The organism is Pseudohongiella sp. SYSU M77423 (genome assembly GCF_029911965.1).
Lineage (GTDB): Bacteria > Pseudomonadota > Gammaproteobacteria > Pseudomonadales > Pseudohongiellaceae > Pseudohongiella.
In genome coordinates this window covers 296,678-322,445 of the sequence record NZ_JARYTH010000002.1, presented here as the reverse complement: position 1 = coordinate 322,445, position 25,768 = coordinate 296,678, and the positions used below count along the sequence as shown (strand labels likewise).

The 25,768-nt window shown below is 53.0% G+C and carries 27 protein-coding genes and 1 pseudogene; 24 read left to right on the top strand and 4 right to left on the bottom strand.

What is annotated here, in order from left to right:
• The first annotated feature begins 28 nt into the window (after positions 1-28).
• From ttcA to QGM61_RS05310, 5 genes are read left to right on the top strand one after another with little or no spacing between them, the layout of a single operon-like run.
• Positions 29-859, top strand: coding sequence for a tRNA 2-thiocytidine(32) synthetase TtcA (gene ttcA, locus QGM61_RS05330; protein ID WP_281132547.1), 831 nt, complete (start codon positions 29-31; stop codon positions 857-859).
• Between the two features lie 2 nt (positions 860-861).
• Positions 862-1,080 (top strand): YheU family protein, encoded by a 219-nt coding sequence (locus tag QGM61_RS05325; RefSeq protein WP_281132226.1) that lies wholly within the window; start codon positions 862-864, stop codon positions 1,078-1,080.
• Between the two features lie 25 nt (positions 1,081-1,105).
• Positions 1,106-1,348, top strand: coding sequence for a sulfurtransferase TusA (gene tusA / locus QGM61_RS05320; RefSeq protein ID WP_237134038.1), 243 nt, complete (start codon positions 1,106-1,108; stop codon positions 1,346-1,348).
• Positions 1,345-2,277, top strand: a complete 933-nt coding sequence (locus tag QGM61_RS05315) for a 5'-3' exonuclease H3TH domain-containing protein (RefSeq protein ID WP_281132225.1) — start codon at positions 1,345-1,347, stop codon at positions 2,275-2,277. The genes tusA and QGM61_RS05315 overlap by 4 nt, the downstream gene beginning before the upstream one ends.
• A gap of 50 nt (positions 2,278-2,327) precedes the next feature.
• Positions 2,328-3,497: a 4-phosphoerythronate dehydrogenase gene (locus QGM61_RS05310; RefSeq protein ID WP_281132224.1), complete on the top strand. Its 1,170-nt coding sequence runs from the start codon at positions 2,328-2,330 to the stop codon at positions 3,495-3,497.
• A 2-nt stretch (positions 3,498-3,499) separates the two neighbouring features.
• On the opposite strand, the gene QGM61_RS05305 is transcribed toward QGM61_RS05310, so the two are convergent.
• Positions 3,500-4,717 carry a pyridoxal phosphate-dependent aminotransferase gene (locus QGM61_RS05305; protein ID WP_281132546.1) on the bottom strand — a complete coding sequence of 406 codons (1,218 nt, stop codon included), beginning with the start codon at positions 4,715-4,717 and terminating at the stop codon, positions 3,500-3,502.
• A gap of 117 nt (positions 4,718-4,834) precedes the next feature.
• On the opposite strand from QGM61_RS05305, the gene msrB reads away from it, so the two are divergent.
• Both msrB and QGM61_RS05295 read left to right on the top strand, forming a co-directional pair.
• Complete coding sequence (msrB, locus tag QGM61_RS05300; protein ID WP_237134042.1) at positions 4,835-5,230, top strand: peptide-methionine (R)-S-oxide reductase MsrB; 396 nt, start codon at positions 4,835-4,837, stop codon at positions 5,228-5,230.
• Positions 5,231-5,248: 18 nt separating this feature from the next.
• On the top strand, positions 5,249-6,082 hold the full coding sequence (locus QGM61_RS05295; RefSeq protein ID WP_237134043.1) for a transporter: 834 nt from the start codon (positions 5,249-5,251) through the stop codon (positions 6,080-6,082).
• Between the two features lie 20 nt (positions 6,083-6,102).
• On the opposite strand, the gene QGM61_RS05290 is transcribed toward QGM61_RS05295, so the two are convergent.
• Both QGM61_RS05290 and QGM61_RS05285 read right to left on the bottom strand, forming a co-directional pair.
• Complete coding sequence (locus tag QGM61_RS05290) at positions 6,103-6,999, bottom strand: hypothetical protein (RefSeq protein WP_281132223.1); 897 nt, start codon at positions 6,997-6,999, stop codon at positions 6,103-6,105.
• Positions 6,992-7,927: a DUF6502 family protein gene (locus QGM61_RS05285; RefSeq protein WP_281132222.1), complete on the bottom strand. Its 936-nt coding sequence runs from the start codon at positions 7,925-7,927 to the stop codon at positions 6,992-6,994. The genes QGM61_RS05290 and QGM61_RS05285 overlap by 8 nt, the downstream gene beginning before the upstream one ends.
• A gap of 95 nt (positions 7,928-8,022) precedes the next feature.
• Here QGM61_RS05285 and QGM61_RS05280 point away from each other — a divergent pair, with 95 nt between their 5' ends.
• Positions 8,023-8,949, top strand: a complete 927-nt coding sequence (locus QGM61_RS05280) for an alpha/beta fold hydrolase (protein WP_237134046.1) — start codon at positions 8,023-8,025, stop codon at positions 8,947-8,949.
• On the opposite strand, the gene QGM61_RS05275 is transcribed toward QGM61_RS05280, so the two are convergent.
• Positions 8,937-9,254, bottom strand: coding sequence for a DUF6316 family protein (locus QGM61_RS05275; protein ID WP_281132221.1), 318 nt, complete (start codon positions 9,252-9,254; stop codon positions 8,937-8,939). The genes QGM61_RS05280 and QGM61_RS05275 overlap by 13 nt on opposite strands.
• Positions 9,255-9,557: 303 nt before the next feature.
• Here QGM61_RS05275 and tig point away from each other — a divergent pair.
• From tig to QGM61_RS05195, 16 genes and pseudogenes are all read left to right on the top strand, one after another.
• Positions 9,558-10,859 (top strand): annotated as a pseudogene (gene tig, locus QGM61_RS05270) (trigger factor); the annotation flags it as partial.
• A gap of 154 nt (positions 10,860-11,013) precedes the next feature.
• The gene (clpP, locus tag QGM61_RS05265; protein WP_317622157.1) at positions 11,014-11,619 is read left to right on the top strand and encodes an ATP-dependent Clp endopeptidase proteolytic subunit ClpP; all 606 of its coding nucleotides are present in this window, start codon (positions 11,014-11,016) and stop codon (positions 11,617-11,619) included.
• A 34-nt stretch (positions 11,620-11,653) separates the two neighbouring features.
• A complete protein-coding gene (gene clpX, locus QGM61_RS05260; RefSeq protein WP_281132220.1) occupies positions 11,654-12,937 on the top strand; it encodes an ATP-dependent Clp protease ATP-binding subunit ClpX in 1,284 nt (427 codons plus the stop codon).
• Positions 12,938-13,105: 168 nt separating this feature from the next.
• Positions 13,106-15,535, top strand: a complete 2,430-nt coding sequence (lon, locus tag QGM61_RS05255) for an endopeptidase La (RefSeq protein ID WP_281132219.1) — start codon at positions 13,106-13,108, stop codon at positions 15,533-15,535.
• Positions 15,536-15,784: 249 nt separating this feature from the next.
• Positions 15,785-16,060, top strand: coding sequence for an HU family DNA-binding protein (locus QGM61_RS05250; RefSeq protein ID WP_237134050.1), 276 nt, complete (start codon positions 15,785-15,787; stop codon positions 16,058-16,060).
• A 129-nt stretch (positions 16,061-16,189) separates the two neighbouring features.
• The gene (locus QGM61_RS05245; RefSeq protein ID WP_281132218.1) at positions 16,190-18,055 is read left to right on the top strand and encodes a SurA N-terminal domain-containing protein; all 1,866 of its coding nucleotides are present in this window, start codon (positions 16,190-16,192) and stop codon (positions 18,053-18,055) included.
• A 311-nt stretch (positions 18,056-18,366) separates the two neighbouring features.
• Entirely contained in the window at positions 18,367-18,846 is a 480-nt protein-coding gene (locus tag QGM61_RS05240; RefSeq protein ID WP_237134052.1) for a Na+/H+ antiporter subunit E, read from the top strand.
• Positions 18,843-19,124 carry a monovalent cation/H+ antiporter complex subunit F gene (locus tag QGM61_RS05235; protein ID WP_272907271.1) on the top strand — a complete coding sequence of 94 codons (282 nt, stop codon included), beginning with the start codon at positions 18,843-18,845 and terminating at the stop codon, positions 19,122-19,124. The genes QGM61_RS05240 and QGM61_RS05235 overlap by 4 nt, the downstream gene beginning before the upstream one ends.
• Positions 19,125-19,127: 3 nt before the next feature.
• Positions 19,128-19,457: a monovalent cation/H(+) antiporter subunit G gene (gene mnhG / locus QGM61_RS05230; RefSeq protein WP_237134053.1), complete on the top strand. Its 330-nt coding sequence runs from the start codon at positions 19,128-19,130 to the stop codon at positions 19,455-19,457.
• Positions 19,454-20,011, top strand: coding sequence for a DUF4040 domain-containing protein (locus tag QGM61_RS05225; RefSeq protein WP_317622140.1), 558 nt, complete (start codon positions 19,454-19,456; stop codon positions 20,009-20,011). The genes mnhG and QGM61_RS05225 overlap by 4 nt, the downstream gene beginning before the upstream one ends.
• Positions 20,004-20,426 carry a Na(+)/H(+) antiporter subunit B gene (locus tag QGM61_RS05220; protein ID WP_237134054.1) on the top strand — a complete coding sequence of 141 codons (423 nt, stop codon included), beginning with the start codon at positions 20,004-20,006 and terminating at the stop codon, positions 20,424-20,426. The genes QGM61_RS05225 and QGM61_RS05220 overlap by 8 nt, the downstream gene beginning before the upstream one ends.
• Entirely contained in the window at positions 20,423-20,776 is a 354-nt protein-coding gene (locus tag QGM61_RS05215) for a cation:proton antiporter subunit C (protein WP_237134055.1), read from the top strand. The genes QGM61_RS05220 and QGM61_RS05215 overlap by 4 nt, the downstream gene beginning before the upstream one ends.
• A complete protein-coding gene (locus QGM61_RS05210) occupies positions 20,776-22,254 on the top strand; it encodes a monovalent cation/H+ antiporter subunit D family protein (protein WP_281132217.1) in 1,479 nt (492 codons plus the stop codon). The genes QGM61_RS05215 and QGM61_RS05210 overlap by 1 nt, the downstream gene beginning before the upstream one ends.
• Entirely contained in the window at positions 22,251-23,717 is a 1,467-nt protein-coding gene (locus tag QGM61_RS05205; protein WP_237134057.1) for a proton-conducting transporter membrane subunit, read from the top strand. Before QGM61_RS05210 ends, QGM61_RS05205 begins: the two co-directional genes overlap by 4 nt.
• Positions 23,717-24,073 carry a hypothetical protein gene (locus QGM61_RS05200; protein ID WP_237134058.1) on the top strand — a complete coding sequence of 119 codons (357 nt, stop codon included), beginning with the start codon at positions 23,717-23,719 and terminating at the stop codon, positions 24,071-24,073. Before QGM61_RS05205 ends, QGM61_RS05200 begins: the two co-directional genes overlap by 1 nt.
• Positions 24,060-25,754: a Na(+)/H(+) antiporter subunit D gene (locus QGM61_RS05195; protein WP_237134059.1), complete on the top strand. Its 1,695-nt coding sequence runs from the start codon at positions 24,060-24,062 to the stop codon at positions 25,752-25,754. The genes QGM61_RS05200 and QGM61_RS05195 overlap by 14 nt, the downstream gene beginning before the upstream one ends.
• Positions 25,755-25,768: the final 14 nt, after the last annotated feature.

The window sequence follows — 25,768 nt, the reverse complement described above, 5'->3', positions numbered from 1 at the left end:
ATTGGCGTGTGCATCAGAGGCGCCTGGCATCGCACAAAAAACGGACGAAAAACGTCTCAATCGCTGCCGTAAGAGTCTGCGACGGGACGTTGGCCGCGCCATCGCTGATTTTAATATGATCGAGGATGGCGATTTTGTCATGGTCTGCCTCAGCGGTGGTAAAGACTCCTACACCATGCTGGATGTTCTGCTGCACCTGCAGAAACATGCTCCCATTGATTTCAAAATCAAGGCTGTGAATCTCGATCAAAAGCAGCCGGGTTTCCCCGAGCATGTACTGCCTGAATATCTGGAGTCTATTGGCGTCGACTACCATATCATTGAGCAGGACACATTCTCGATTGTGAAAGAGAAAACACCCGAGGGCAAAACCTATTGTGGCCTTTGCTCCCGCTTGCGGCGCGGCAACCTGTATACCTACGCCCGTCAGATTGGTGCGACCAAAATTGCGCTGGGTCATCACCGGGACGACATCGTTGAAACGCTGTTTCTGAATATGTTTTTTGGTGGCAAACTGAAAGCCATGCCTCCGAAACTGTTGAGTGATGACAAGCAGAACATTGTGATCCGTCCGCTGGCTTATGTTGCCGAGAAAGATATTGCGCGTTATGCGAAATTGCGTGGTTTTCCTATCATCCCGTGCAATCTGTGTGGCACGCAGGACAACATGCAGCGGCAGGAAATGAAAGCCATGCTGCAGGCATGGGAAAAGCAGTGGCCAGGCCGAATTGATAACATTTTCCGCAGCATTGCCAATGTGGAACCGTCGCAGCTCGCCGATACGGACTTGTTTCCATTCCGCGACCTGAAGCTGGATCGGGAATCGTTCAACCGGATCCAGGCGATCAATGTTGCCTGATTATGGATATACCCTGGCAGACATTGCCTGAAGACACACTGACTGCATTGATCGAAGAGTTCGTTTCGCGTGAGGGTACCGAGTACGGCTGGCACGACTATTCGCTGGCTGACAAGGTTGCTCAGGTTCGCCTGCAGTTGAAACGGGGTGAGGCCAGAATCGACTTCGATCCCGATAGCGAAACATGCAATATCGTGGCGGCGGATGGACGGCGGCCATGAGCCGAAACAGAAAGATACAGCTTATATGAGCAAGGAAATACCCATCAATCATCACCTCGACGCTTCGGGACTTTTTTGTCCCGAGCCTGTGATGATGCTTCACAACCGTATTCGTGATATGCAATCCGGAGACGTGCTTGAATTGCTGGCCACCGATCCGTCCACGACAAGGGATGTTCCAAAATTCTGCATGTTCCTGGGACACGAGCTGCTTGATCAAACTGAAGCCGAAGGTCGTTATCGCTATCTGATCAGGAAAAGCGAATGAACGCGCCGCTGTATCTGGTTGACGCGTCGATTTATATCTTTCAGGCACACTTCTCTCCGGCAACAGTTGCCTACGCTACAGATGGCAGTGATCGCAGTGCATTTGTCGGTTTCGCCCGTTTTCTTATACGTTTTCTGCGACAGCTCAGGCGTCGCCACGATGAGGTTCTGGTCGCTGTGGCGTTTGATCAGAGCCTGTTCTCTGGTTTTCGACACCAGCTGTATCCAGCCTACAAATCCAATCGCGTGTTACCTGACGACAATCTTGCGCTTCAGCTTGATGCGTGTTTCCACTTGTGTGAGACCCTGGGTGTAAGTGCATTTGGCAGTCGCCAGTTTGAAGCCGACGATATTATCGGCACACTATGTATAAAGGCAGCTGATGAGCAGCCAGTTACCATAGTCAGCCGGGACAAGGATCTGTCGCAACTGCTGCTTCGACAGCAGGACAGGATCTGGGATTTTCAGTCCCAGACCTTTCGCAACCGTGATGACATACAGTTGCGCTTTGGCATCTGGCCGGAGCAGTTCCCCTGTTATCTGGGGCTGGTGGGTGACAGTATTGACTGCATACCGGGCGTACCAGGTCTGGGGCCAGTTGCAGCGCGTCATTTGCTGCAGGCTTACAGTGACCTTGATGTGCTGTACAACGAGCTCGACTCAGTTGCGAGCCTTGGTTTTCGCGGTGCCAGAAGCTGCCAACAGAAGCTGGAAACGCACCATGAGCAGGCACAATTGAGCAGACAGCTGGCACGAATAGTCTGTTGTCATTCTGAAGACTGCGCTGAGCCATTTGCAGCCGTTAAGCCAGAAGCACTGCTCGCGCGTGGTTTTGATCAGTCGGGCTTTACCGATCTGTTAAGGTCTCTCGCGATTGACGAGAAAGAGACACAACGATTGATTCGACAGCTGGACGGCGGCGTTGTCTGACGTAGTACGTAGTTTGAAAATTTGGCTTGTTTAATTACTAAGGGGCTGCGATGAAAATAGTTGCTGACCAGAACATACTGGCACTGGATAAGTGGCGGGCCAAAGACATCGAACTGGTCATGAAGTCGGGCAGAGATATCGTCAGTGCTGATCTGCGTGATGCGGATGCTTTGCTGGTTCGTTCTATTACGACAGTCGATGCCGAACTACTGGCCGGAAGTCGAGTCCGTTTTGTCGGAACCGCCACCAGTGGTACTAATCATATTGATATAGACTGGCTAACTTCCAATGATATTCACCTGGCTGATGCCGCCGGTGCAAATGCCGGTGCAGTCACTGACTATGTACTGGCCTGTCTTGCCGAGCAGATTCGTGGTGCCGGTTTCGATCCGTGGGCTGCGAGTATTGCGATTGTTGGTGTTGGTCATGTGGGGGGGCTGCTGGCAAGGCGCCTGAAAGCGCTGGGCATCAGCTGCGTGGGTTGCGACCCATTTCAACAGAATGTCGACGGACTTGAGTACGTCTCGTTCGAGCAGGCCCTGCAGGCCAATGTTGTCTGTCTCCACACTCCGTTGACACATGATGGCCCTCATGCGACCCGCAGCATGATGAATGCCGAAGCGTTCTCAAAGATGAGACCTGACGCTATCTTAATCAATGCCGGCCGGGGAGAGGTTGTCGACGACGAGGCATTGCTGACTCACTTGACGAAACAACGTCACTTTGTCGCGATCCTTGATGTCTGGCACAACGAACCGAACCCGTCCCGTGATGTTGTCAATGCCGCAAGTCTTGCGACACCACATATTGCAGGTTACAGCGTTGAAGCAAAACTGGCCGCGACACAACGCATTCTGAAAGCACTGGTGAACCATTTTGACCTGCCGGCATCCCTGGCTTCAGTCAGCAGATTGCCCTGCGTCGTTCATGACTCGCGTTACGAAACGGCTGCAGGGTCGGGCAGACAGCCAGGGCAGGGTAGTGACTCGGCCGTATTTGCAGATTACCTGCTGCGCGCATTTTCACCAGCACGTGTCGCTGCTACTTTCAGGCTCCAGTACAATAAAGCTTCCCACGATGAGGGCGCGATAGTCTTTGACAGGCTGCGCAGTCAGCTGGTCGGCAGACGTGAGTTTTCCGCCAGCCATGTTCATGCCGCCGGACTAAGCCCGCAGGTAGCGGGCTGGTTACATGCCGCAGGTTTTGTACTACAGGCTTAGCACTAGTGTGATTGCGCCCACTTGCTCAGGAAACGCTCTATTTTGTCCATCGCCTGCTGCAGAACATCTTTAGTGGGCAGGAAAACGATGCGCAGGTGTTGTGTGTCCTCTATGTTGAACGCGCTACCCTGCACCAGCAGAATTTTCTCTTTCTCCAACAGCTCCAGGATGAATTGCTGGTCATCAATAATCGAGTAAGTTGACGGGTCCAGTTTGGGGAACATGTAAATAGCCCCCTTGGGTTTCACACAGCTGACGCCCGGAATGCTGATCAGGGCATTGTAAGCTGCGTCACGCTGATCCCTGAGACGGCCACCTGGAATGATCAGTTCGTTAATGCTCTGGTAGCCTCCCAGTGCTGTCTGCACAGCAAATTGAGCAGGTACGTTGGCACATAAACGCATGTTGGAAAGTATTTCCAGTCCTTCTATATAACCTGTTGCCTGCTCTCTGGCGCCGCTAAGTATCATCCAACCAGAACGGAAGCCAGCCAGTCGGTATGACTTGGAGAGGCCGTTGAATGTCACTATGAACAAATCGTCACAGAGAGATGCAATGGGTGTGTGCACTGCATCGTCGTACAGAATCTTGCTGTAAATCTCGTCAGAAAAAATAATCAGCTTGTGCTTACGGGCAACTCGTATCAGATCGAGCAGCAATTCAGGGCTGTAGACGGCACCTGTGGGGTTATTCGGGTTAATAATGACCATCGCACGCGTTTTGGGCGTGATTTTCTTTTCGATGTCCGCGATGTCAGGAAACCAGTCGGCCTGCTCGTCACAGATGTAGTGCACTGGGTTGCCCCCTGCGAGGCTGACCGCTGCCGTCCACAATGGATAGTCCGGTGCGGGCACCAGAACCTCGTCACCATTGTTAAGCAGTGCCTGCATGGCCATGACTATCAGTTCGCTGACGCCGTTACCGAGATAGATGTCATCAATGTCGACGCCGTCAATGCCAAGCTGCTGGCACTCCTGCATGATCGCTTTACGCGCTGAAAACAGCCCTTTTGAATCACTGTATCCTTGTGCATTGGACAGATTTCGAATCACGTCCTGCAGGATTTCGTCGGGTGCCTCGAAGCCGAAAGGAGCCGGGTTACCGATATTCAGCTTCAGAATTCGGTTGCCTTCTTCCTCAAGTTGCTTGGCAACTTCGAGTACCGGGCCTCTGATGTCATAGCAGACTTTGGCGAGTTTGTCCGATTGGCCTATCTTGATCATATCTCCGTTTCCAGGATGTGCCTTGAGGCCGGATATTGTAAACTGACGTCAAAAAAATGATAGAGGCACGTATTTTATAAATTTCCGAATTACACCACCCTGAGGTGACAGAACATGAGTGACAAGGTGACTGACAACAAGGCAGCACTGAAAGAAAAACTGGATGCTGATACCTACAGAATCGTCTGCGACTGCGGAACCGAGCCAGCATTCACCGGAAAGTACTGGGATTGCAAAACGCCCGGTGTCTATCATTGCGTCGTCTGTGATGCTGCGTTGTTTGATTCTGAAACCAAGTATGATTCTGGTTCCGGCTGGCCAAGCTACTACCAGCCAGTTGACAGCAGCTCGGTTACAGAGCGTGCTGACCATTCGCTGGGCATGGCGCGTACAGAGATCCTGTGTGCCAACTGCGATGCTCATCTGGGACACGTTTTCCCTGACGGTCCACCGCCGACTGGGCTGCGCTACTGCATCAACTCCGCTGCGCTGAACCTGCGACCACGATAAGGAAGATCAAGGCTGCCAATGTTGTCACATGCAAAATCGCAATGTGCTGTCCTGATGGTATTGGCAGTCGCAGTTGCCGGAACATCCGATGCCGTGGCGCAGGCCGCCGATGAAGCAGCGGCATCGTTGATTGAGTCAGACTCGCCTGCGTCGATAGGGCATACTACGGCTATAGCCCTGTATTACAGTCGCGGGAAATACGGCGAAGATTCCTCCACCCGCATACGCTATATGCCTGTTTCTCACGAGATTGATGGTTCCAACTGGCGTCTGAAAGCCACTGCTCCGATGGTGGAAATCAGCGGCCCCGGCAACATTCTGGTCAATGTAGGCCGGGTAGGGGACGACAGTGGAGGGCGCGTATCAGAACGTGGCGTTGGCGATGTGCTGGTTTCTTACACCTACGAGCTGCCTGCAGTTTCTGAGAGCCTGCCTTTTTTTGATATCGGCTTTGAGCTAAAGCTGCCCACAGCAGACGAAAAGCGTGGTCTGGGCACCGGTAAACTTGACGGCACACTGCAGCTGGATGCGTATCAGGTCGCAGGTCCGATGACCTTGTTCGCGACACTGGCATGGAAGTATCGACAAGCCAGCCCGGTATTCCAGGACTTGCGCAATAGCTGGGTGGTCTCAGTCGGACTTTCCTACCCCTTGGCTGAAAACTGGCAGGGTGGTCTCATATACGACTTCAGAGGGGCTGTCTCAGAGTTTACAGGTGACACGCACGAGCTCATTCCGCATCTGAGCTGGAGCCCGGACCCACGCTGGTCAGTCATGATGTATCTGGTTGAGGGTTTCACGAACGACAGTGCCGATCTGGCGATCGGCACTCAATTGAGCGTTCGCTGGTAACCAGGATCTTAATTCCAGGACTAGATTCGCATCGGCTGCGGACGTGGTGCTGTTACTGCGGCGCGATCGATGGCTGGCCTGATGCGCTGGAATGGTGGCAGCTCGGGGCGCTGTATGCGCTCAGGAGATGCGCGCCGGTCAATTTCACCGTCCGCTGCTTGCTGCTCATCCGGCAACTCTGAATTGTCAGACAGATGATCCACTACCTGGTACAGCTCAGGCCGCTCAGTAGAGTCAGCCTCGTCCAGATTTTCGGGCGCAGTTTGTCTGGCAGGTGTGATGACAGTTTCCTGTGCCAGCGCCTCAGTATCGATGACATCAGGCAGCTCGGGAACAGTCAGATTGATTTCCAGCGGTGCCTGCTCAACAGTAGTCTGCTCCGCAAGATCCAGCATGCGACGGGTGTGCGGAGGCAGCTCCGCTGAATCGGGATCGAAAATCCGCAATGCATCGGGATCAACCTGTTCAGTGTCTGGCTGGCGGAACGGATCCTGCGGTAATGGAGTGCGTTGCAGATCTATCGCGGGCGCCATCGCATCGGGTGCGCCAACTGCGAGCTGATCCTGGCGCTGCATCCATGGAGCCGGCCACGCCTCCCGGCTTTGCAGTGGCTCTGTCGTTTCTGGCTGAGACTCAATGGGAGATCTGGATTCCGGCTCAGAGCTGTCAGGCTCGGTGTCATCTGTATCAATTCCACCCAGAAATGGGTTTGGCGAGCCCGTGCCGCCCAGGCCACTATCGCCGAACTGGCCGGTTTTACCGGTACCGCCCATGCCGCTTCCCTGATCGTCACCACCCGGGATGGCACGCAGTACACCGACGCTCTGGGTAGCGATAATCAGGCTGCAGGCGAACAGCAGCAGGGCTGCCAGCAGGGCAACCGGGTAATGACGCAGCGCTAGTATGGCTTTAGCCATGGTCGGGATCCTTGACCTGATCTTCTTGCAGATCATTGTAATGAAAAATACCGAAATTCATACGGTAGCTGCGATGACTTTTTGTCGAGTTTGTGACGTGGGACGCTTTATCACGCTGCTGCAGCGCCAGCGCACGCTGGTTGACAGCAATCAGGGCCTGCATACCAAGCTGTTCAGCCAGCGCCTGAAGCTCTTCGACTGACGCTTCGCTGAGTTGATCGTAGTACACGGTACGATCCATCATCGGTGGTTTTCTGTTCAAAAGGTTGTGGGTGCCTGCACTGATATGATCATGCAGTGACTTGCCAAAAAAGAATGCCTTCTCGTCAAAGCCCAGATGGGGGGTAAATGCCCCGGTATCCAGTATCACTTTGTCTGTTTCATCAAGCGTCGCCACACCCAGGCGCAGCCATTCGTCGAGTATGACGCGTGGGCGAATGTCCTTGCGGCAGACGCGTTCCACCAGCTCTTCGAAACTTGGTTCTTCGCCAGTGGCGGCCAGAGGCAGCGGCAGGGGATGACCCTCACTGTCGCAGAATCGCGCGTCGCCCATCCAATGACCGATCATTTGCGCGCCAGTGGAGACAGTGCGTGACAGTGGGGCGTTGTCGGTGTGCTCGGAACGCAGGCGTTTGACGTCTTTTCGGTGAACTCCCGTAAGAAGTGTGATCCGGCTGTCTGACGGGCGTTTCCCGGCAACCGGAAATTCCGTTTCGGCCACTTCTACGTACACGGTTTTCAGCAGATTTATCAGATAAGGGTAGGTGATCTGGAATGACAACAGCAATTTGACCAGTGGTCGAACCAGTTTGCGAATGGCATTGACCAGCGTTTCCGGCGGTTGTCCTGGAGGCGTCGGGCTATTGGGCGTTGTTGAATTTCCACTCATGCGCTGGAGTATAACGCTGGGTGGGAATAAATCCCACATAAAATTCGTCCTACTCAGACAGTATAGCCATTGGTAGTATTGACGTGGGAAAAATTCCCACTTAATATTCAGTCGTACCCAGACACAGGTGAAGTATGTTAGTTCCAGTCCGAGAAGAGCGCCGCACGCTGGGAAATCCCGGCGAGCAAGTCGACACGCCTGCCAACAGCGCGGTAAATGGTCGCACGCGTTGTCTGTCGCTGGCGGCTGGCGGACAGCTGGCCTGGTCTGAATTTGGACGCCGTCACGGATATCCCGTGCTGTATTTTCATAGCCAGGGCGGTTCGCGCCTGGAAGGGCAATTGCTACATGAGGCTGCAGTTGCCGCAGGTTTCAGACTGATCGCCGTAGATCGTCCGGGCATCGGTCTCTCAAGTTTCCGGCCTCTCACGGGGCATTCCCAATTTAATACTGATCTGATTGCTCTGATTGACCATCTCGACCTGGAGTCAGTCGCTCTGCTGTCCTGGGCTGGGGGCGGGCCATTCGCTCTGGCATTTGCACAACGGTACCCGAATCGGGTCAGTTCAGTGAATATGATGTCACCCTTTCCGGTGATGCCGGATTCGGAGTCCGCCCTGTCTCGCATTCTACTTGCCGGCTTGAGAGGCGCCATTTATCTACGTCACTCACTGCTGTCAAGACGGGTGGAGCACTATATGGATCGTGCTCGCGAGCGGCTCTGTTATTCCGACCGTAAGCAGTTCGATAACCCTGGTGTGCGACGAATTCTCAGGCAGGATGCTCTGGAAGCCTCGCGTCAGGGTGGGCGTGGCGTGGCCTTCGACAGTGCGATGAGTTTTCGCAAGTGGGATTTTGATCCGGCAGGCGTCGTTGCGCCGGTGCATTTATGGCAGGGTGGGGCGGATACACTGTCTGTGCCATGTTCAGCACTGCGGCTGCATGCCGTTCTGTCCGGCGCCGTGTTACACACGGTGGCCAGACAGGGTCATCTGTTCTTTACGACGAGTGCTGATGATATCTTTCGGGCCTGCCGGCAGGCATTGTGTCAGCGGGATTGACGTCCAAGCTGTGCGCTTATTCGAAAATGTGGTTTGGTGCTGACCGGTTGCTGCTGGGCAGCCAGGTCCTGAATGAAGCGTGTCAACATCAGCTCTGCCTCGGTTCGGTAGCGGAACGGGCCCACATCTTTTCCTTCACGCGTTCGGAAGTACCAGAGTCCTGACTTGCTGAATAGCCGATCGGTGCGTGCGTGCTCTACCGAGACACGGTCACCTGCGCGTACGGAGCTGGTTGTTCCGCTGGCCGCGGATTCAGTTTTATCGGTTGCGAGACTGCCGTTATTCAGGGTGACGGGCGTGTACATGTTGATCACCAGTTTGTTGTTGTGTTTTTGTTTAGTACTGACTTGGATAGTAGACCAGATGTTCAGGCAAAAATATCCCTCTTCTGAAAATAATTTGTAAAACGTCGCGAATGCCCGCCATCCCTGACTGTCAGCGATTATTTATTGAATAAACAGCGGTGATATGGGACAATCGCGCTCTTCAAATTTACCCGGTTTTCACTTAAGCCATTGAAATGTTTGATGGAAATCGGAATAGTAAGCCCATAAACACCGTTGATACTACGCTGGCGTGGTGGGCACGCCGGTTTGCGAGGACATTTCATGCAAGTTTCGATCGAAACCACGACTGGATTAGAACGCCGGATGACCGTTACCGTACCGGCGACAGAAATTGACAGTGCTGTTGACGCGCGCTTGAGCGAGGCAGCCAAAACGGTCCGCATCAACGGTTTCCGCAAGGGCAAGGTCCCCATGAAGGTCATCCGCAACCGTTTCGGTGCCGGCGTACGTCAGGAAGTCCTGGGCGATGTGATGAATCGCAGCTATTACGCCGCCCTGAATGAACAGGGTGTCAAACCTGCGGGTCAGCCGAAAATTGAGCCAAAAACTCTTGAAGAAGGCAAGGATCTTGAGTTTGTAGCCGTATTTGAGGTTTATCCGGAGATTGAATTGTCTGACTTCAGCAAAATCAAGGCTGAGAAGCAGGTCGCTGAGGTGACAGACAAAGATATCGACACAATGATCGAAAATCTGCGTCAGCAGCGCCAGGGCTGGAAAGAAGTCAAACGTCAGGCGCGCAATGACGATCGCGTGAACATTGACTTCGTTGGCACCATTGATGGAGAAGAGTTTCAGGGTGGCTCTGCCAAGGGTACCAATCTGGTTCTTGGCTCAGGCCGTATGATAGAGGGCTTTGAAAAGGGTTTGCTGAAGTCCAAGGCTGGTGACGAAGTCACGCTGAACCTGAACTTCCCGGAAGATTATCGTAACAAGGATCTCGCCGGTAAGCCGGTAGAGTTCAAAGTGACGGTTAACAGCGTGGAAGCACCTGAACTGCCGGAACTTAATGATGAATTTTTTGCCGCATTTGGTGTGACCGAGGGCGGTGAGGAAGGCTTCCGCAAAGAAGTCAAAGAGAACATGGAGCGTGAGCTGAAGAAAGCCAGCAAAAATCGCCTGAAGTCTGAAGTCATGGATACCCTGCTTGACCAGAATGATGTAGACGTACCGTCTGCGCTGGTAGCGGCAGAAATCAACGTATTGCGTCAGCAGGCCCTGCAGCAGTTCGGTGCGGGAGCGAAAAACCTCGACGCCAGTCTGCTGCCAGATGACCTGTTCCGTGAGCAGGCAGAAAAGCGCGTAAAACTGGGTCTGATTCTGGGGGAAGTGATCAAGCAGCAGTCAATGCGTGCTGATCCGGCCAAGGTGCGTGAAGCGATTGAAGATATCGCCGCCACCTATGAACAGCCAGAAGAAGTCATCAACTGGTACTACGGCAACAAGGAGCAGCTGGAAACCGTTGAATCCGCTGTGCTGGAAGATCAGGTATTTGACGTAATTCTTGAGCAGGCGACCGTGAAAGAGAAAAAAGTCAGCTATGATGAGCTGACCAAACCTCAGCAGGAAGCAGCCGAGGACGACAAGAAAAGCACCGCCAAGGCCAAAAAACCGGCTAAGAAAAAAGCCGCTGCCGCCAAAGACAAGGACAGCGAATAAACAGCGTTAAGTAGAGAAGGCCCGATTGATGCCATACAGAACCACAGTTAGCAGTGAATCGATGTTGTCCATGATCGAGGCCAATCTGGTGCCGATGGTGGTCGAGCAGAGCGCCCGCGGTGAGCGGGCCTATGACATATACTCACGCCTGCTAAAAGATCGCGTGATCTTTCTGGTGGGACCCGTGGAAGATCATATGGCCAATCTGGTCGTTGCACAGCTGCTGTTCCTGGAATCAGAGAACCCGGACAAAGATATACACCTGTATATCAACTCTCCGGGTGGTGCTGTTACGGCGGGTCTGTCTATTTACGACACAATGCAGTTCATCAAGCCGGATGTCAGCACGATGTGCATGGGTCAGGCAGCCAGCATGGGGGCGTTTCTGCTGACTGGTGGCGCCAAAGGCAAACGTTTCGCATTGCCGAATTCGCGCATGATGATCCACCAGCCAAGCGGTGGAGCGCATGGTCAGGCATCAGATATCGAGATCCAGGCGACCGAAATTCTCAAGATGCGTCAACAGCTTAATGAGATTATGGCGCACCACACTGGCCGTCCTCTGGACGAGATTGCACGTGATACCGAGCGAGATAACTTCATGAACCCCGAGCAGGCAGTGGCCTACGGCCTGATTGACAAAGTCATCTCTCGCAGGGCAGTCTAAAAGGCCAGAACAGTAGTTATACAAGGGTTAATGCATGGCAGATGATCGCTACAATAAGGGTGATGACAACGGCAAGCTGCTTTATTGTTCATTCTGTGGCAAAAGTCAGCACGAAGTCCGCAAGTTGATCGCAGGCCCTTCGGTGTTTGTGTGCGATGAGTGCGTGGATCTGTGTAACGATATTATTCGTGAAGAGATCCAGGAGAAGGAAGCCGAATCGGGACGCAAGAAATTGCCCGTTCCCGAAGAAATCAAGGCGACGCTTGATGAGTATGTTATCGGTCAGGACCAGGCTAAAAAGGTTCTGTCGGTGGCCGTCTACAACCATTACAAGCGCCTCGGTTACGATAACAAAGGCACTGACGTCGAACTCGGCAAAAGTAATATCCTGATGATCGGCCCGACCGGTACGGGCAAGACATTGCTGGCCGAGACGCTTGCCCGATTGTTGGATGTGCCGTTCACCATTGCCGATGCTACCACTCTGACAGAAGCTGGTTATGTGGGTGAGGATGTCGAGAACATCATCCAGAAGCTGTTGCAGAAATGCGACTATGATGTTGAAAAGGCTCAAATTGGTATTGTCTACATCGACGAAATCGACAAGATTTCACGTAAGTCCGACAATCCTTCAATCACCCGCGATGTGTCAGGCGAGGGTGTGCAGCAGGCGTTGCTGAAGCTCATCGAAGGCACTGTGGCTTCAGTTCCGCCGCAGGGTGGTCGTAAGCATCCGCAACAGGAATTCCTGCAGGTTGATACCTCCAATATTCTATTTATCTGTGGTGGCGCGTTTGCCGGCCTGGACAAGATAATCCGCGATCGCTCTGAAAAAAGTGGTATCGGTTTCACCGCAGAGGTTCGCAGCAAAGACGAAGACAAGCTGCTGGGCGATGCCTTCCGCAAGGTTGAGCCAGAAGATCTGGTCAAGTTTGGCCTGATACCAGAGTTTGTCGGCCGTCTGCCAATGATTGCCACGCTGGACGAGCTGGACCTGGATGCGCTGGTGAGAATTCTTAAAGAGCCCAAGAACTCACTGGTTAAGCAATATGCCAAACTGTTTGATATGGAAGGCGTAGAAATTCAGTTCCGCGACGACGCACTGCAGGCGGTTGCCCGCAAGGCGAAAGAGCGCAAAACTGGCGCGCGTGGCCTGCGGTCAATCATGGAAAGTGTACTGCTGGACAGTATGTACCAGATTCCCTCAATGGGTAATGTCACCAAAGTGGTCATCGACGAGGCAGTCATAAAAGGTGAGTCTGAACCGCTGTTGATGTACGAAGCTGATCAGCAGAGCTCTTCTCGCAAGGCGGACTGATTTTAGTTCGCCCGCACGACTGCATACCCTGTAATACTGATTGAAGGCCACCACTGGTGGCCTAAATCGCTCCCCGGATCGTACTCTTCGTAAAATCATACTTGAAATCAGTCGGCTCTGGCCTCACATTAAAGGTCAACAGTCACTGAGAATTTGACGAGAGTATTTATGGGCGATGTATCCGATAATCCCACCAATGTAAATTCTAGCCTGCCGCTGCTGCCGCTTCGCGACGTTGTGGTCTACCCGCAGATCGTGCAGCCACTGTTTGTCGGTCGCCCCAGATCCATCAAGGCGCTTGAAGTTGCCATGCACAGTCATAAGCAGGTGCTGCTGGTCGCCCAAAAGAACGCCTCCGACGATGATCCTGGGATCAAGGATATATTTGCCGTCGGCACGGTCGCTACCATTCTGCAACTGATACGCCTGCCTGATGGCACCGTCAAGGTGCTGGTGGAAGGTGTCACACGAGCTCGCATCAAGTCCGTTGAGCTTGAAGACGACTATTTCCAGAGCCAGGTCATGCCGCTGCACACGGACCCGCTGCCAGACAAGCAGGGCCAGCTGCTGCTGAGATCCCTGATGTCGCAGTTTGACCAGTATGTGCAGCTCAGCCGCAAGATACCGCCGGAAGTCATGAGCTCCATATCTGGTATCGACGAACCTGGGCGCATGGTGGATACCATCGCTTCACATATGTCTCTGCAGCTGCAGGAAAAACAGAATCTGCTTGAGCTGGTGAATCTGCAGTCGCGAATTGAGCATCTGATGGGGCTTATCGAGGCTGAAATCGACCTGTTCCAGGTTGAAAAGCGTATTCGTGGTCGTGTCAAAAAGCAGATGGAGAAAAGCCAGCGCGAGTACTACCTGAATGAGCAAATGAAAGCCATCCAGAAGGAAATGGGTGAGCTGGAAGATGCTCCCAATGAGGCAGAAGAGCTCAAGAACAAGATCGACAAGGCCGGCATGCCGAAAGAGGCAAAAGACAAGGCACTGGCAGAATGGAACAAGCTGAAGATGATGTCGCCGATGTCATCCGAGGCGTCGGTGGTTCGCACCTATCTGGACTGGATGGTGAACGTGCCCTGGAAAAAGCGCAGCAAAATCAGTCTGCAGCTGGATAAGGCCGAAGAAATCCTGAATGCTGACCATTACGGACTGGAAGAGGTCAAGGAGCGCATTCTTGAGTATCTCGCGGTTCAGAAACGGGTTCGTAAACTCAAAGGACCGATTTTGTGTCTGGTGGGTCCGCCCGGCGTGGGTAAAACCTCTCTGGGTGAATCGATCGCGCGGTCCACGAACCGAAAATTTGTTCGCATGGCACTTGGCGGCGTTCGCGATGAGGCTGAGATTCGCGGCCACCGTCGAACCTATATCGGATCGCTGCCCGGTAAACTGCTGCAGAAGCTGTCGAAAACCGGTGTGAAAAATCCATTGTTCCTGCTGGATGAAATCGACAAGATGGGCATGGATCATCGTGGTGACCCTGCATCGGCGCTGCTGGAGGTGCTGGATCCGGAGCAGAACAAGTCATTTAACGACCACTATCTGGAAGTTGATTTTGACCTGTCCGAGGTGATGTTCGTCTGTACCTCCAATACCATGAATATTCCTGGCCCATTGCTGGACCGAATGGAAGTTATTCGCCTGCCAGGTTACACCGAGGCTGAAAAAATCAATATCGCATCACGTTACCTGTTGCCCAAGCAGCTTGAGGCCAATGGCCTGAAGAAGGGCGAGCTGACGGTGCCAGATGAGACTGTGCGCGACCTCATCCGTTATTACACACGCGAGGCTGGTGTCCGTGGGCTAGAGCGCGAGATAGCCAAGCTGTGCCGCAAAGTTGTCAAAAAAGCGGCGCTGGAAGAGGGTAGAGGCGGTAAGAAACCCGCGGGCATCGTCCTGTCTCCAGACCTGCTGGAAGAGTATTCCGGTGTTCGAAAATTCGATTACGGCCGGGCAGAAGAAGACAATCGGGTCGGCCAGGTTAATGGTCTGGCCTGGACTCAGGTTGGCGGCGAGCTTCTGACCATCGAGTCGGTTGCCGTAGAGGGCAAAGGCAAAACTGTCAAGACGGGTTCGCTCGGTGATGTCATGCAGGAGTCCATCCAGGCTGCGCTGACTGTTGTGCGCAGCCGGTCAGCGATGCTAGGACTGAAATCCAACTTTCATGAATCAGTTGATCTGCATATTCACGTACCTGAAGGTGCAACTCCCAAGGACGGCCCGAGTGCCGGTATTGGAATGTGTACTGCACTGGTGTCTGTTCTGACAGGCATACCTGTGCGAGCCGACGTGGCAATGACGGGCGAAATTACACTACGGGGTCAGGTGTTGCGAATTGGTGGTTTGAAGGAGAAGCTGCTTGCTGCGCTTCGTGGCAATATCAAAACAGTCATTATTCCTGCTGATAATGAAAGGGACCTGAAAGAGATTCCGGATAACATCAAAGCTGAGCTCTCAATACACCCGGTCAAGTGGATAGACGAGGTTCTGGAGATTGCGCTTGAAAGAATGCCAACCCCCATTCCTCCGCAGGAAGGTGTGTTGCCAGAGCATAGCCAGGAGGGTGATAAAAAAGCCGTCAGCACGCACTGATTATCAGTGTTTTATGTTGACAGGCATTTCTGACGCTTGGTATAAAGTCACGGTTGTAGCGGCCGCAGGCCGCGCGCCGCTTGAGATTCAGGCGATTTCGAGAGAATCGACATCGGACATTGAATGGCGTAGGTCAGCTACATTTTGCTGACGGCAAACAAGTAACAAGTATTTAAGGAGTGGCAGGAAGAAACCGCTTCTAAAACCTAACTCAAATTAACATAACAGGTACCAAAACAAGGGGTTATCGTGAATAAATCAGAACTGATCGAAGCTGTAGCAGCAAGCGCGGATTTACCAAAGGCGGCCGCAGCCCGCGTGATTGACGCAATGATTGATACCATTACTGAATCTCTGCAAAAAAGTGAGCCGGTTGTTCTGGTTGGCTTTGGTACGTTCGGCACTAAAGAGCGTGCAGCGCGCACAGGTCGCAATCCCCAGACTGGCGCTACAATCCAGATCAGCGCAGCCAAAGTTCCAAACTTCAAGCCTGGCAAAGCATTGAAAGACGCTGTTAACGGCTGATCAGTTTTTGATCGGCAGGCTCTGGCCGCTGTCCTAGTCAGAGCGTTATCCGGAGTCAGATCTGGCTCCAACTGGGGCGCATCTTGGATGCGCCCTTTTAGTTTACATGTATGACATTCAGGAAGCGCTATGCTGCAGACTATTCGTGACAATTCCCAGGGCGTTGTAGCCAAGATCATTATTGGTTTCATCATTGGCATTTTTGCGCTGTTTGGTGCCGAGTCCATTGTTGGCGGGTTTCTTGGCAGCAACAATGTAGTCTCGGTCAATGGTGAAGACATTACTGAACAGGAGCTTGCTGTCAGTATTCAGAACCTGATGGCCTCGATGGGCGCCAATGTAGCGGACTTCGATGAAGAGCTGATCCGCGAGGTCGCGTTGAATCAGTTGATTGAGGATAAATTGTTGATGCAGGCCGCGCAGGAGTCCGGGATGGCAATCTCTGATGACTCGGTGGATCGACAGATTCTGCGTACCCCCCAGTTCCAGATTGGCGGCGTATTCGACAACGAGATGGCGCGTCGTACCATGGCTGCACAGGGCTATACGCCCCAGGCTTATCGACAGTTACTGGCAGAGAGCATGATGATGGGACAGCTGGCTAACGCCTATGCTGCGACGTCGTTTGTGACGGATGCCGACCTGCAACGCATTGCCGAGCTGCAGACTCAGACCAGAGATTTTCGATATCTTTCAATTCCATTAGGTAACAGAACCCTGGGCCAGGCGGTTGAGCCAGAGGCGATCGAAGCCTATTACGAACAGAACCCCGAGCAGTTCACAAGCCCCGAACAGGTTTCTGTGGCTTATGTGATGCTGGATAAAGACGCCATCTTCGATGAGGTCGAAGTCGATGAGGCCACCGTTATGGAGCGCTACGAGGCAGACCGTGATGCTGCCGTCGCTGACGTCGAACGAAGAGCTGCGCATATACTCTTTGACCTCGGTTCTGGAAGCGAAGAGGACGTGATTGCGCGCGCAAACGAAGTAAAAGCGCGGATAGATGCGGGCGAGGATTTTGGTGAGCTGGCCCGGGAGTTCTCCGTAGACGAAGCATCCGCAGCGGAAGATGGTGATATCGGTTTCACAGATGGCAGCGTGTTTCCCCAGGAGATGGAAAGCGCACTGGCAGCCCTGGAAGTGGGTGAGGTATCTGACCCGGTAGTATCAGAGTTTGGTGTGCACCTGCTTAAGCTGACTGAATATGATGCGCAGGATTACCCTCCCTTTGAGGAGGTTGAGGAGCGGCTGAGACGAGAACTCAGCCAGGCGCGCGTTGACGAATTGTACTTCAGTCGACTCGAATCGATGGCCAACCTTGCGTTTGAGAACTTTGATCTGCAGGCCATCAACGAAGAGCTGGGCCTTGAGATTCAACAGTCAGCGTTCTTTGGCCGTGAAGGTGGTAGCAGCGCGGTGACATCTGATCCTGCCGTTATCGAAGCAGCGTTTTCACCAGAAGTACTGGAAGAAGATCTTAACAGTGATCTTATTGAACTTGGCGAGACACGGGCCGTTGTCATTCATCTGGCGGAACATCGACCATCAGCGCTTCAGCCGCTGGAAGACGTTCGCGCCGATATCGCTGTCGAACTTCGTACACAGATGGAGCAGGAGCAGGCGAGAGCAGTAGGTGAACAAATTCTCGCAGCGCTTCAGGCTGGCGAAAGTATCGATTCATTTGTGCAGCAGGAGTCCCTGGAGTGGTCAGAGAGAGAGGGTGTTCGTCGCGGTCAATTTGATATCAATACCGAAATAGTGGCCAATGTATTCTCAATGCCGGCGCCAGCGGAGAACGATTCCGAGCTTGCCGGTTTTCAACTCAATAATGGTGCCTATGTCGTTATTGAACTGCAGTCGGTCAATGCTGGCAGCCTGGATGAGCTGGGCGAAGACCAGCGTCAGCAGCTGGCAGCCGCCATGCTGGAGAATCGTGGGCGAAGTGTGTTTTCTGCACTGTTGAGCAATCTGCAGGAAGAGGCTTCCATCAGGTAGTTTACAGTGATGTTACGCGCACCTGCCTAGCTGCTGGCAGGTACTAAAGCGCCGTCGTCAGGGCCGGAATTTCTTGCCAAGGCGACGGCGTTTTGCTAGTTTTCTCCTGCAATTATTTTGGTTGTCGGGCGGTACGGCTACTTTGACAACACATTGGCGCTATTGCCAAAAAAATAGGTTGTTGACACAAATTGATGTAATTTGTCATCACAAATTTGCAGTCAGACAATCACATCAGGGGTTAAAATCCCATTCATAACAAATGGTCTTGGCAGGTGCAGATTGGTGCGTCTGCTCTGGGGCGCTAAATAATGAAGCACATGTCAGCTCTACTGGTCATTCTGGCCGTTCTTTGGTGGATACTCTCCGGTTACACCAAGGTTCTTCTCATCTCACTCGGTGTTGTTTCTGTTATTTTCACCACTTTTCTTGCTCACCGCATGAACGTGGTTGACGACGAAAGCCACCCTCTGCACCTGAGCTTCAAACTCGTGCGTTACTGGGGCTATCTGCTTGGTCAGATCGTCATCTCAAATTTTCAGGTCATCAAGGTCATTCTCAGCCCGAACCCCGATATCGATCCATCAGTTGTGCAAACGCGCATCTCCCGACACTCAGAGTTGGGTAAGGTGGTTCTGGGCAACTCAGTCACACTGACGCCGGGTACTGTTACTCTGGAAGTTAAAGGCGACCTGATCGAAGCCCATGCGCTGAATCGGGCTGCGGCTCAGGGCGTGCTGAGCGGAGATATGGATGCCCGTGTACCTTCTGAAGTTGAGGTGAAATCATGATACTGGCCGCTGCTGCCATCGCTATTCTGGTGACAATGTTGCTGGCTATCGTTCGGGCATTGCTGGGTCCCAGCATTTTTGATCGCATGCTGGCTGTCAACATGTTCGGAACCAAAACGGTGATGTTGATATCCCTGATCGCCGCCCTGGCAGGACGGGCCGATTATCTCGACATTGCTCTGGTCTACGCCATGATCAACTTCATCGCCATGATTGCGGTGATGAAGTATTTCGAATACGGCACACTTGGCCACGACGGCGAAACTACCGAGGAGTAAGTCATGGATCTGTTGCAATGGCTTTCGGCCATCCTGCTGTTGTCCGGCTGTGCGCTGGGAGTAATAGGTGGTATCGGTATAAACCGGTTTCCAGATTTTTACACCCGGATGCACGCCGCTGGTGTAACCGATACGCTTTGCGCTGGGCTGTTCTTCGGCGGATTGATGATTCATTTCGGCCTGACTCTGGCGAGCGCTAAACTGTTTCTGATATTCCTTTTTATGTTGTTCACCTGTCCAACATCAACGCACGCCCTGGCTAAAGCGGCCCGCCATAGCGGACTGGTACCCTGGACTAAAACCAGTGGTGTAGAACAAGGAGCCAGCAAGTGATACTGGAACAATTGATTGACATTTTCCTGCTGGTATTTCTCGCCATCATTTCCATCGCAGTACTGCGGATCCGGGATCTGTTTACGGCAGTCATGCTGTTTGGTATCTACAGCCTAACCTCGGCATCACTGTTTATGGTGCTTGACGCGGCGGACGTAGGATTTACGGAGGCAGCTGTTGGCGCAGGTATTTCGACGATCCTGATGCTGGCAACCATTTCCATGACCGGCAGAGAAGAAAAGCCTCTAAAAAAGAAGGGCACCATTCTTCCCCTGGCGATAGTTGTGATAACTGGCGCGACGCTGGTGTATGGCATAATGGACCTGCCTCCTTTCGGAGAGCCTGATAACCCGGTTCATACTCATGTTGCTCCGCGCTACATCGAACAGTCCCCGCAGGAGATTGACGTACCCAATTTTGTGACTGCAGTGCTAGCCAGCTATCGAGGTTACGACACACTGGGTGAAGTGGTTGTTATTTTTACTGCGGGTGTTGGCGTCATGTTATTGATAGGCCGACGGCGCAAGCGCAAAGAGGGTATATCCAATGAGTGACCATCTGATCCTCAGGATCGTCGGCAAGTTTCTCATACCTTATATTCTGCTGTTTGGCCTGTATGTCCAGTTTCATGGCGATTTCGGCCCAGGTGGCGGCTTTCAGGCGGGTGTGATTTTTGCCTCAGCATTTGTCATCCATACACTTTTGTTTGGCCTGGAGTCAGCTGAACGTATTGCGCCGCAATGGGTGTTGAAGATTGTGGCCGCCTCCGGCGTATTGATCTATGCCCTGGTCGGTGTTGCTGCAATGCTGATGGGTGGCAATTATCTGGACTATGATTTTCTAGCTGCAGACCCAATAGCTGGTCAGCACATTGGTATTATTCTTGTTGAGTTCGGTGTGGGGCTGACCGTGGCATCAGTGATGATGCTGCTGTTCTTCACCTTCGCAGGTCGGGGAGAGGCATCATGAGTGGACTTGGAGTGTGGAACTACGTCATCATCATTTTTCTGATGATGATCGGTTTGTACATGGTCATGTCGAGCAGCAATCTGGTCAAGAAGCTGATTGGTCTGAACGTTTTTCAGACATCGGTCTTTTTCCTTTATATCAGTTTTGGTTACATCGAAGGTGCCACCGGTCCCGTCATGCAGGAAGGCGCATCGCTTTATTCCAACCCTCTGCCTCACGTACTAATCCTGACAGCGATTGTTGTCGGTGTGGCGACGACTGCAGTCGGGCTCGCATTGTCAGTACGCATCAAAGAGTCGTTTGGCACGATTGAAGAAGACGAATTACATACAATGGACTCCTCACTCTAATGTTAGCGCATCTTCCTGTACTTGTTATTCTGGCGCCCTTGCTTGGCGCGCCGGTCGCGTCGCTGCTGCGCGGCCCAAACTGGCCCTGGCTGCTGGCGACGCTGCTTTCCTGGTTCGCACTGTTGTGCAGCGTTCTGCTGCTGATTCAGGTCAATGCCCAGGGCACTTTCATCTATACCATGGGCGGCTGGGAAGCACCCTGGGGTATCGAATACAGAATTGATTTTGCCAATGCCCTGCTGCTGGTATTGATCACTGGTCTGGCTAGTGTGGTTTTACCCTATGCCCGGCTGAGTGTTGAACACGAAATCGGTGCTGATCGCTGCCCACTGTTCTACACAGCGTTGCTGCTGTTAATTCTTGGCCTTTGCGGTATCACAGTAACCGGCGATGCTTTCAACGTGTTTGTGTTCCTGGAAGTTTCATCTCTGGCGACCTATACACTGATTGCCATGGGCAGGGATCGGCGTGCTCTGACGGCGTCTTTCTCCTACCTGATCATGGGCACAATTGGTGCCACGTTCTACCTGATTGGTGTCGGCTTCCTCTACGTGATGACGGGTACACTGAATATGGCGGATCTGGCAGAACGCCTGCCTGCCATAAGCGATTCCAGCACCGTTCGCACGGCTTTTGCCTTCATCGTGACTGGTATCTGTCTGAAACTGGCTCTGTTCCCGCTGCATCTATGGCTGCCGAATGCGTACACCTATTCGCCATCGGCCGTCACGGCGTTTCTCGGCGCTACCGCAACCAAGGTGGCAGTTTATGTTCTGATTCGCTTCGTATTTACGATTTTTGGTGTGGAGTTCAGCTTTGGTGCGGAACCACTTGCGGAGGTTCTGGTTCCACTGGCGATTATCGGTCTGTTGAGTGCATCCACAGTCAGCATCATGCAGCCGAATATCAAACGCATGCTGGCCTACTCGAGCGTGGCGCAGATTGGCTATATCGTCCTTGGCCTTGCGATGGGCACGGCCATGGGTCTGACTGCATCGCTGCTGCATGTATTTAACCATGGCCTGATGAAGGGCGCGCTGTTTATGGTGATGGGTGCCGTGGCTTACAGGATGGGTGGTACCAGCATTGACGATATGCGTGGTCTGGCCAAAACCATGCCTTTGACATTCTGGGCCTTTGTTCTTGGTGGCCTCAGCCTGATAGGTGTGCCATTGACTGTTGGTTTTGTCAGCAAGTGGCACTTGATCCTGGCTGCCCTGGAGCTGGGCTGGTGGCCTGTTGTGGTTGCCATTCTGGCAGGTTCAATGCTGGCTGTTGTGTATGTTGGTCGTGTTGTGGAAGCTGGTTTCTTTGGTGAGCCCAAAGATGCCACCAAGCGTGAAGCACCCTGGGGTCTGCTGGTTCCATTGTGGGTACTCGTCATTGCCAATATCTGGTTTGGAATTGATACGCGTCTGACTGTGGATATAGCCGAAGCGGCTGCCGCTCAGTTGATGGCGGGAGGTGTTGTACGGTGACTGCCAATACTGCATTGTTGTTAACGCTGGTTGTACCGCTGCTCGGAGCGGTGCTGATTGCATTGGCAGGTCGCTGGCCGAACCTTCGCGAAACTGTAACCATGGTGACAGCCCTGACGCTGTTCGGTTTGGTCATTCGTGTACTGATGGGGCTGAACGCTGGTGAGGAAATAGGCGTTGAACTGGTCACGCTGTTCTCCGGGGTGCCAATTGCCTTCAATACCGAACCACTGTCGATACTGTTCGCAATGATCGCCAGCGGCCTCTGGATTGTTACCTCGATTTACGCCATCGGCTATATGCGCGGCACCAATGAAAAACAGCAGACACGCTTTTATGTATGCTTTGCCATCGCGCTGTTTGGTGCCATGGGTGTGGCGTTCTCTGCAAACCTGCTGACACTCTTCATTTTTTATGAAGTCCTGACAATCTCGACATATCCTCTTGTCACACATAAAGGTGACGACAAGGCCAAGGCGGGCGGGCGTACTTATCTCGGCATCCTGATGACAACGTCCATCGTGTTCCTGCTGCCGGCAATCATCTGGACCTATGCGGCCGCAGGTACGCTGGATTTTGTTCCAGGCGGAATCCTCGAGGGTCAGTTGGCGGCTGGCTCCGCGACGCTGTTGTTGATGTTGTTCCTGTTTGGTGTAGCCAAGGCTGCAGTGATGCCGGTTCATCGCTGGCTGCCGGCTGCGATGGTCGCGCCGACGCCAGTCTCCGCATTGCTGCACGCGGTCGCCGTTGTAAAGGCGGGTGTATTCACCTTGATCAAGGTGGTCATCTATATTTTTGGTACCGACTATCTGGCCGAAGTTCCGTATGAACAGTTCGCTGTTTATATCGCCGGTTTCACAGTCGTGGCAGCGTCCTGCATCGCCTTGCGGCAGACCAATATCAAACGACTGTTGGCATACTCAACCATTGGCCAGTTGAGTTACATCATCATGGCGACAATGGCACTCGCACCATTCTCTGAAATAGGCGCGGCCATACATATCGCTGCTCACGCTTTTGGCAAGATCACACTGTTCTTTACCGCCGGTGCCATCTATGTGGCGTCCAAGAAGACCGAGATCACCCAGTTGAACGGCATAGGCTGGCGGATGCCTTACACGATGACGGCCTTTGCGATCGGTGCTTTGTCCATGATCGGTGTGCCGCCAACGGCAGGGTTTGTCTCCAAGTGGTTCATCATTGCGGGTGCCTTCCAGCTTGATAATTATTTCGTGCTGGTTGTGTTGATTCTGTCCACGGCGCTGAATGCGGCTTATTTCCTGCCAATCATCTTTAATGCATTCTTCAAGCCCGAGGATGTGACACCCGTCAAGGATCACGCCGAAGCGCCCACCAATATGGTTATTGCGTTGAGCGTCACAGCGACCCTGACGCTGTTGTTCTTCTTCTTTAACGGTCCGGTACTGGATCTTGAGACTCAGATTGTAGGAGGGATGCCGTAATGAGCGAGCAGCCTGGTGAAATCAAGGCCGTACCCGGCAAGGCAGGCAAGGGCCTGGTGGCCAATGAATATGGCGCCGACTGTCCACGTGTAGAAACACCTGATCTGGTTGATGGCAAGCCCCATTGGCTGGTCAGGGCTTCCACTATCAAGATTCTGTGGTGGGTGTTTTCAGTCATCCTCGCATTGACGGTACTGGCACAGATATTCGTGCATGTGCATGCCTATTTTGCACTGGATGGTTATTTTGGCTTTTATGCCATCTACGGTTTTGTCAGCTGCCTGGGCATGGTGGTATTCGCCAAGCTCCTGGGAGTATTTTTGAAGCGTCCGGATACGTACTATGACGATCTCTGAGTTAATGTTCCCACCTGCCTTCATCATGATCATCGGCGCCATGCTGCTGCCGGTGGTCCGCGATAGTTTCCGTCCAGTTCTTCTGGTGCTGGTACCGCTACTGACACTCCTGATGATATGGAATCTGGATGACGGTGTGCTGTTGAGCGCCCGGTTTCTCGGTTATGAAGTCGAACTGGTTGAGGCCAGCAATGTCCGACGCCTGTTCGCGACGATATTCGCCCTGATGGCCATGATCGGCGGATTTTTCGCCTTCAGGCACGCAAAAGTAGCTGAACTCTCAGCGGCCATGGCATATGCCGCCGGCGCTGTCGGTGTTTCTTTTGCCGGTGATCTGATTACGCTGTTCCTGTTCTGGGAATTCATGGCACTGTTCTCGACGATCGTGGTCTGGTGTGGAGGCACTGAGGAGGCGCGCCGTGCCGGTATTCGTTACGGCATCATGCACCTGATCGGCGGCATCATTCTCAAGATCGGTATTGAAGGTGTGGCAATCCAGACAGGCTCAATCGAGATTCAGGCACTGCAGCTGGAAAGTTTTGCCACCTGGATGATTCTGATTGGTATCCTGATCAATGCAGCGGCGCCCCCGGTCTCTGCATGGCTGTCAGATGCCTATCCTGAAGCAAGCCCGACAGGTTCTGTGTTCCTCTCGGCGTTCACAACCAAAACGGCCGTACTGGCACTATGGTTGCTGTTCCCGGGTCAGTCTGTGCTGATCTGGATCGGTCTGTACATGATTTTCTACGGAATTATTTACGCGCTGATGGAAAACGACATGCGGCGTATTCTGGCTTACTCAATCGTAAACCAGGTGGGTTTCATGGTTGTAGGTGTTGGTATTGGTACCGAGATGGCGCTTAACGGTGTGGCCGCACATGCCTTCTCGCATATCATCTACAAAGCGTTGCTGCTGATGAGCGCAGGTGCGGTCATGGTCCAGACTGGCAAGCGCAAGTGTACTGATCTTGGCGGTCTGTACCGAACCATGCCGGTGACGGCTGTCTGCGGCATCATTGGCGCGCTTGCCATCTCGGCGTTCCCGTACACCTCTGGATTCATTTCCAAGTCAATGATCAGCTCAGGTGCTGCCTATGAGCAGTACGCCTTTGTCTGGTACTGCCTGGTAGCTGCATCGGCAGGTGTATTCCTGCATGCCGGCATCAAATTCCCTTGGTTTGTGTTTTTCCAGAAGGATTCTGGCCTGCGACCGAAGGATCCGTCCTGGAACATGCAGGCGGCGATGATTTTCTTTGCTGCGGCCTGCGTGCTGATCGGTGTTTTCCCGCAAATTCTGTATGACTTCCTGCCATTTGAGGCGACATACGAGCCTTATACGGCGGACCACCTGGTGACCCAGTTGCAGCTATTGCTGTTTGCTGGTCTGGCGTTCTTCGTTACCCTGCCTTTGATGAAACGCACGCTGACCATCAGCCTTGATGTAGACTTTTTCTACCGACGGCTTGGGCCGATACTATGGCGTGCATTCGAACGCCTGGTGAAAGGTCTGGGGGATTTGCTGCAGTCACTGGTCGTCAAACCCAGTAAATCAATCCCGGCAATGCTGCTGCGTTATCATGGTCCGGAAGGCCCGCTGGCCCGAACCTGGCCGACTGGCAGTATGCTGTTGTGGGTAACGGTGCTGCTGGTTATCATTCTGATAGGGGCCCGGTTGCTTTAACAGCAACCGGACCT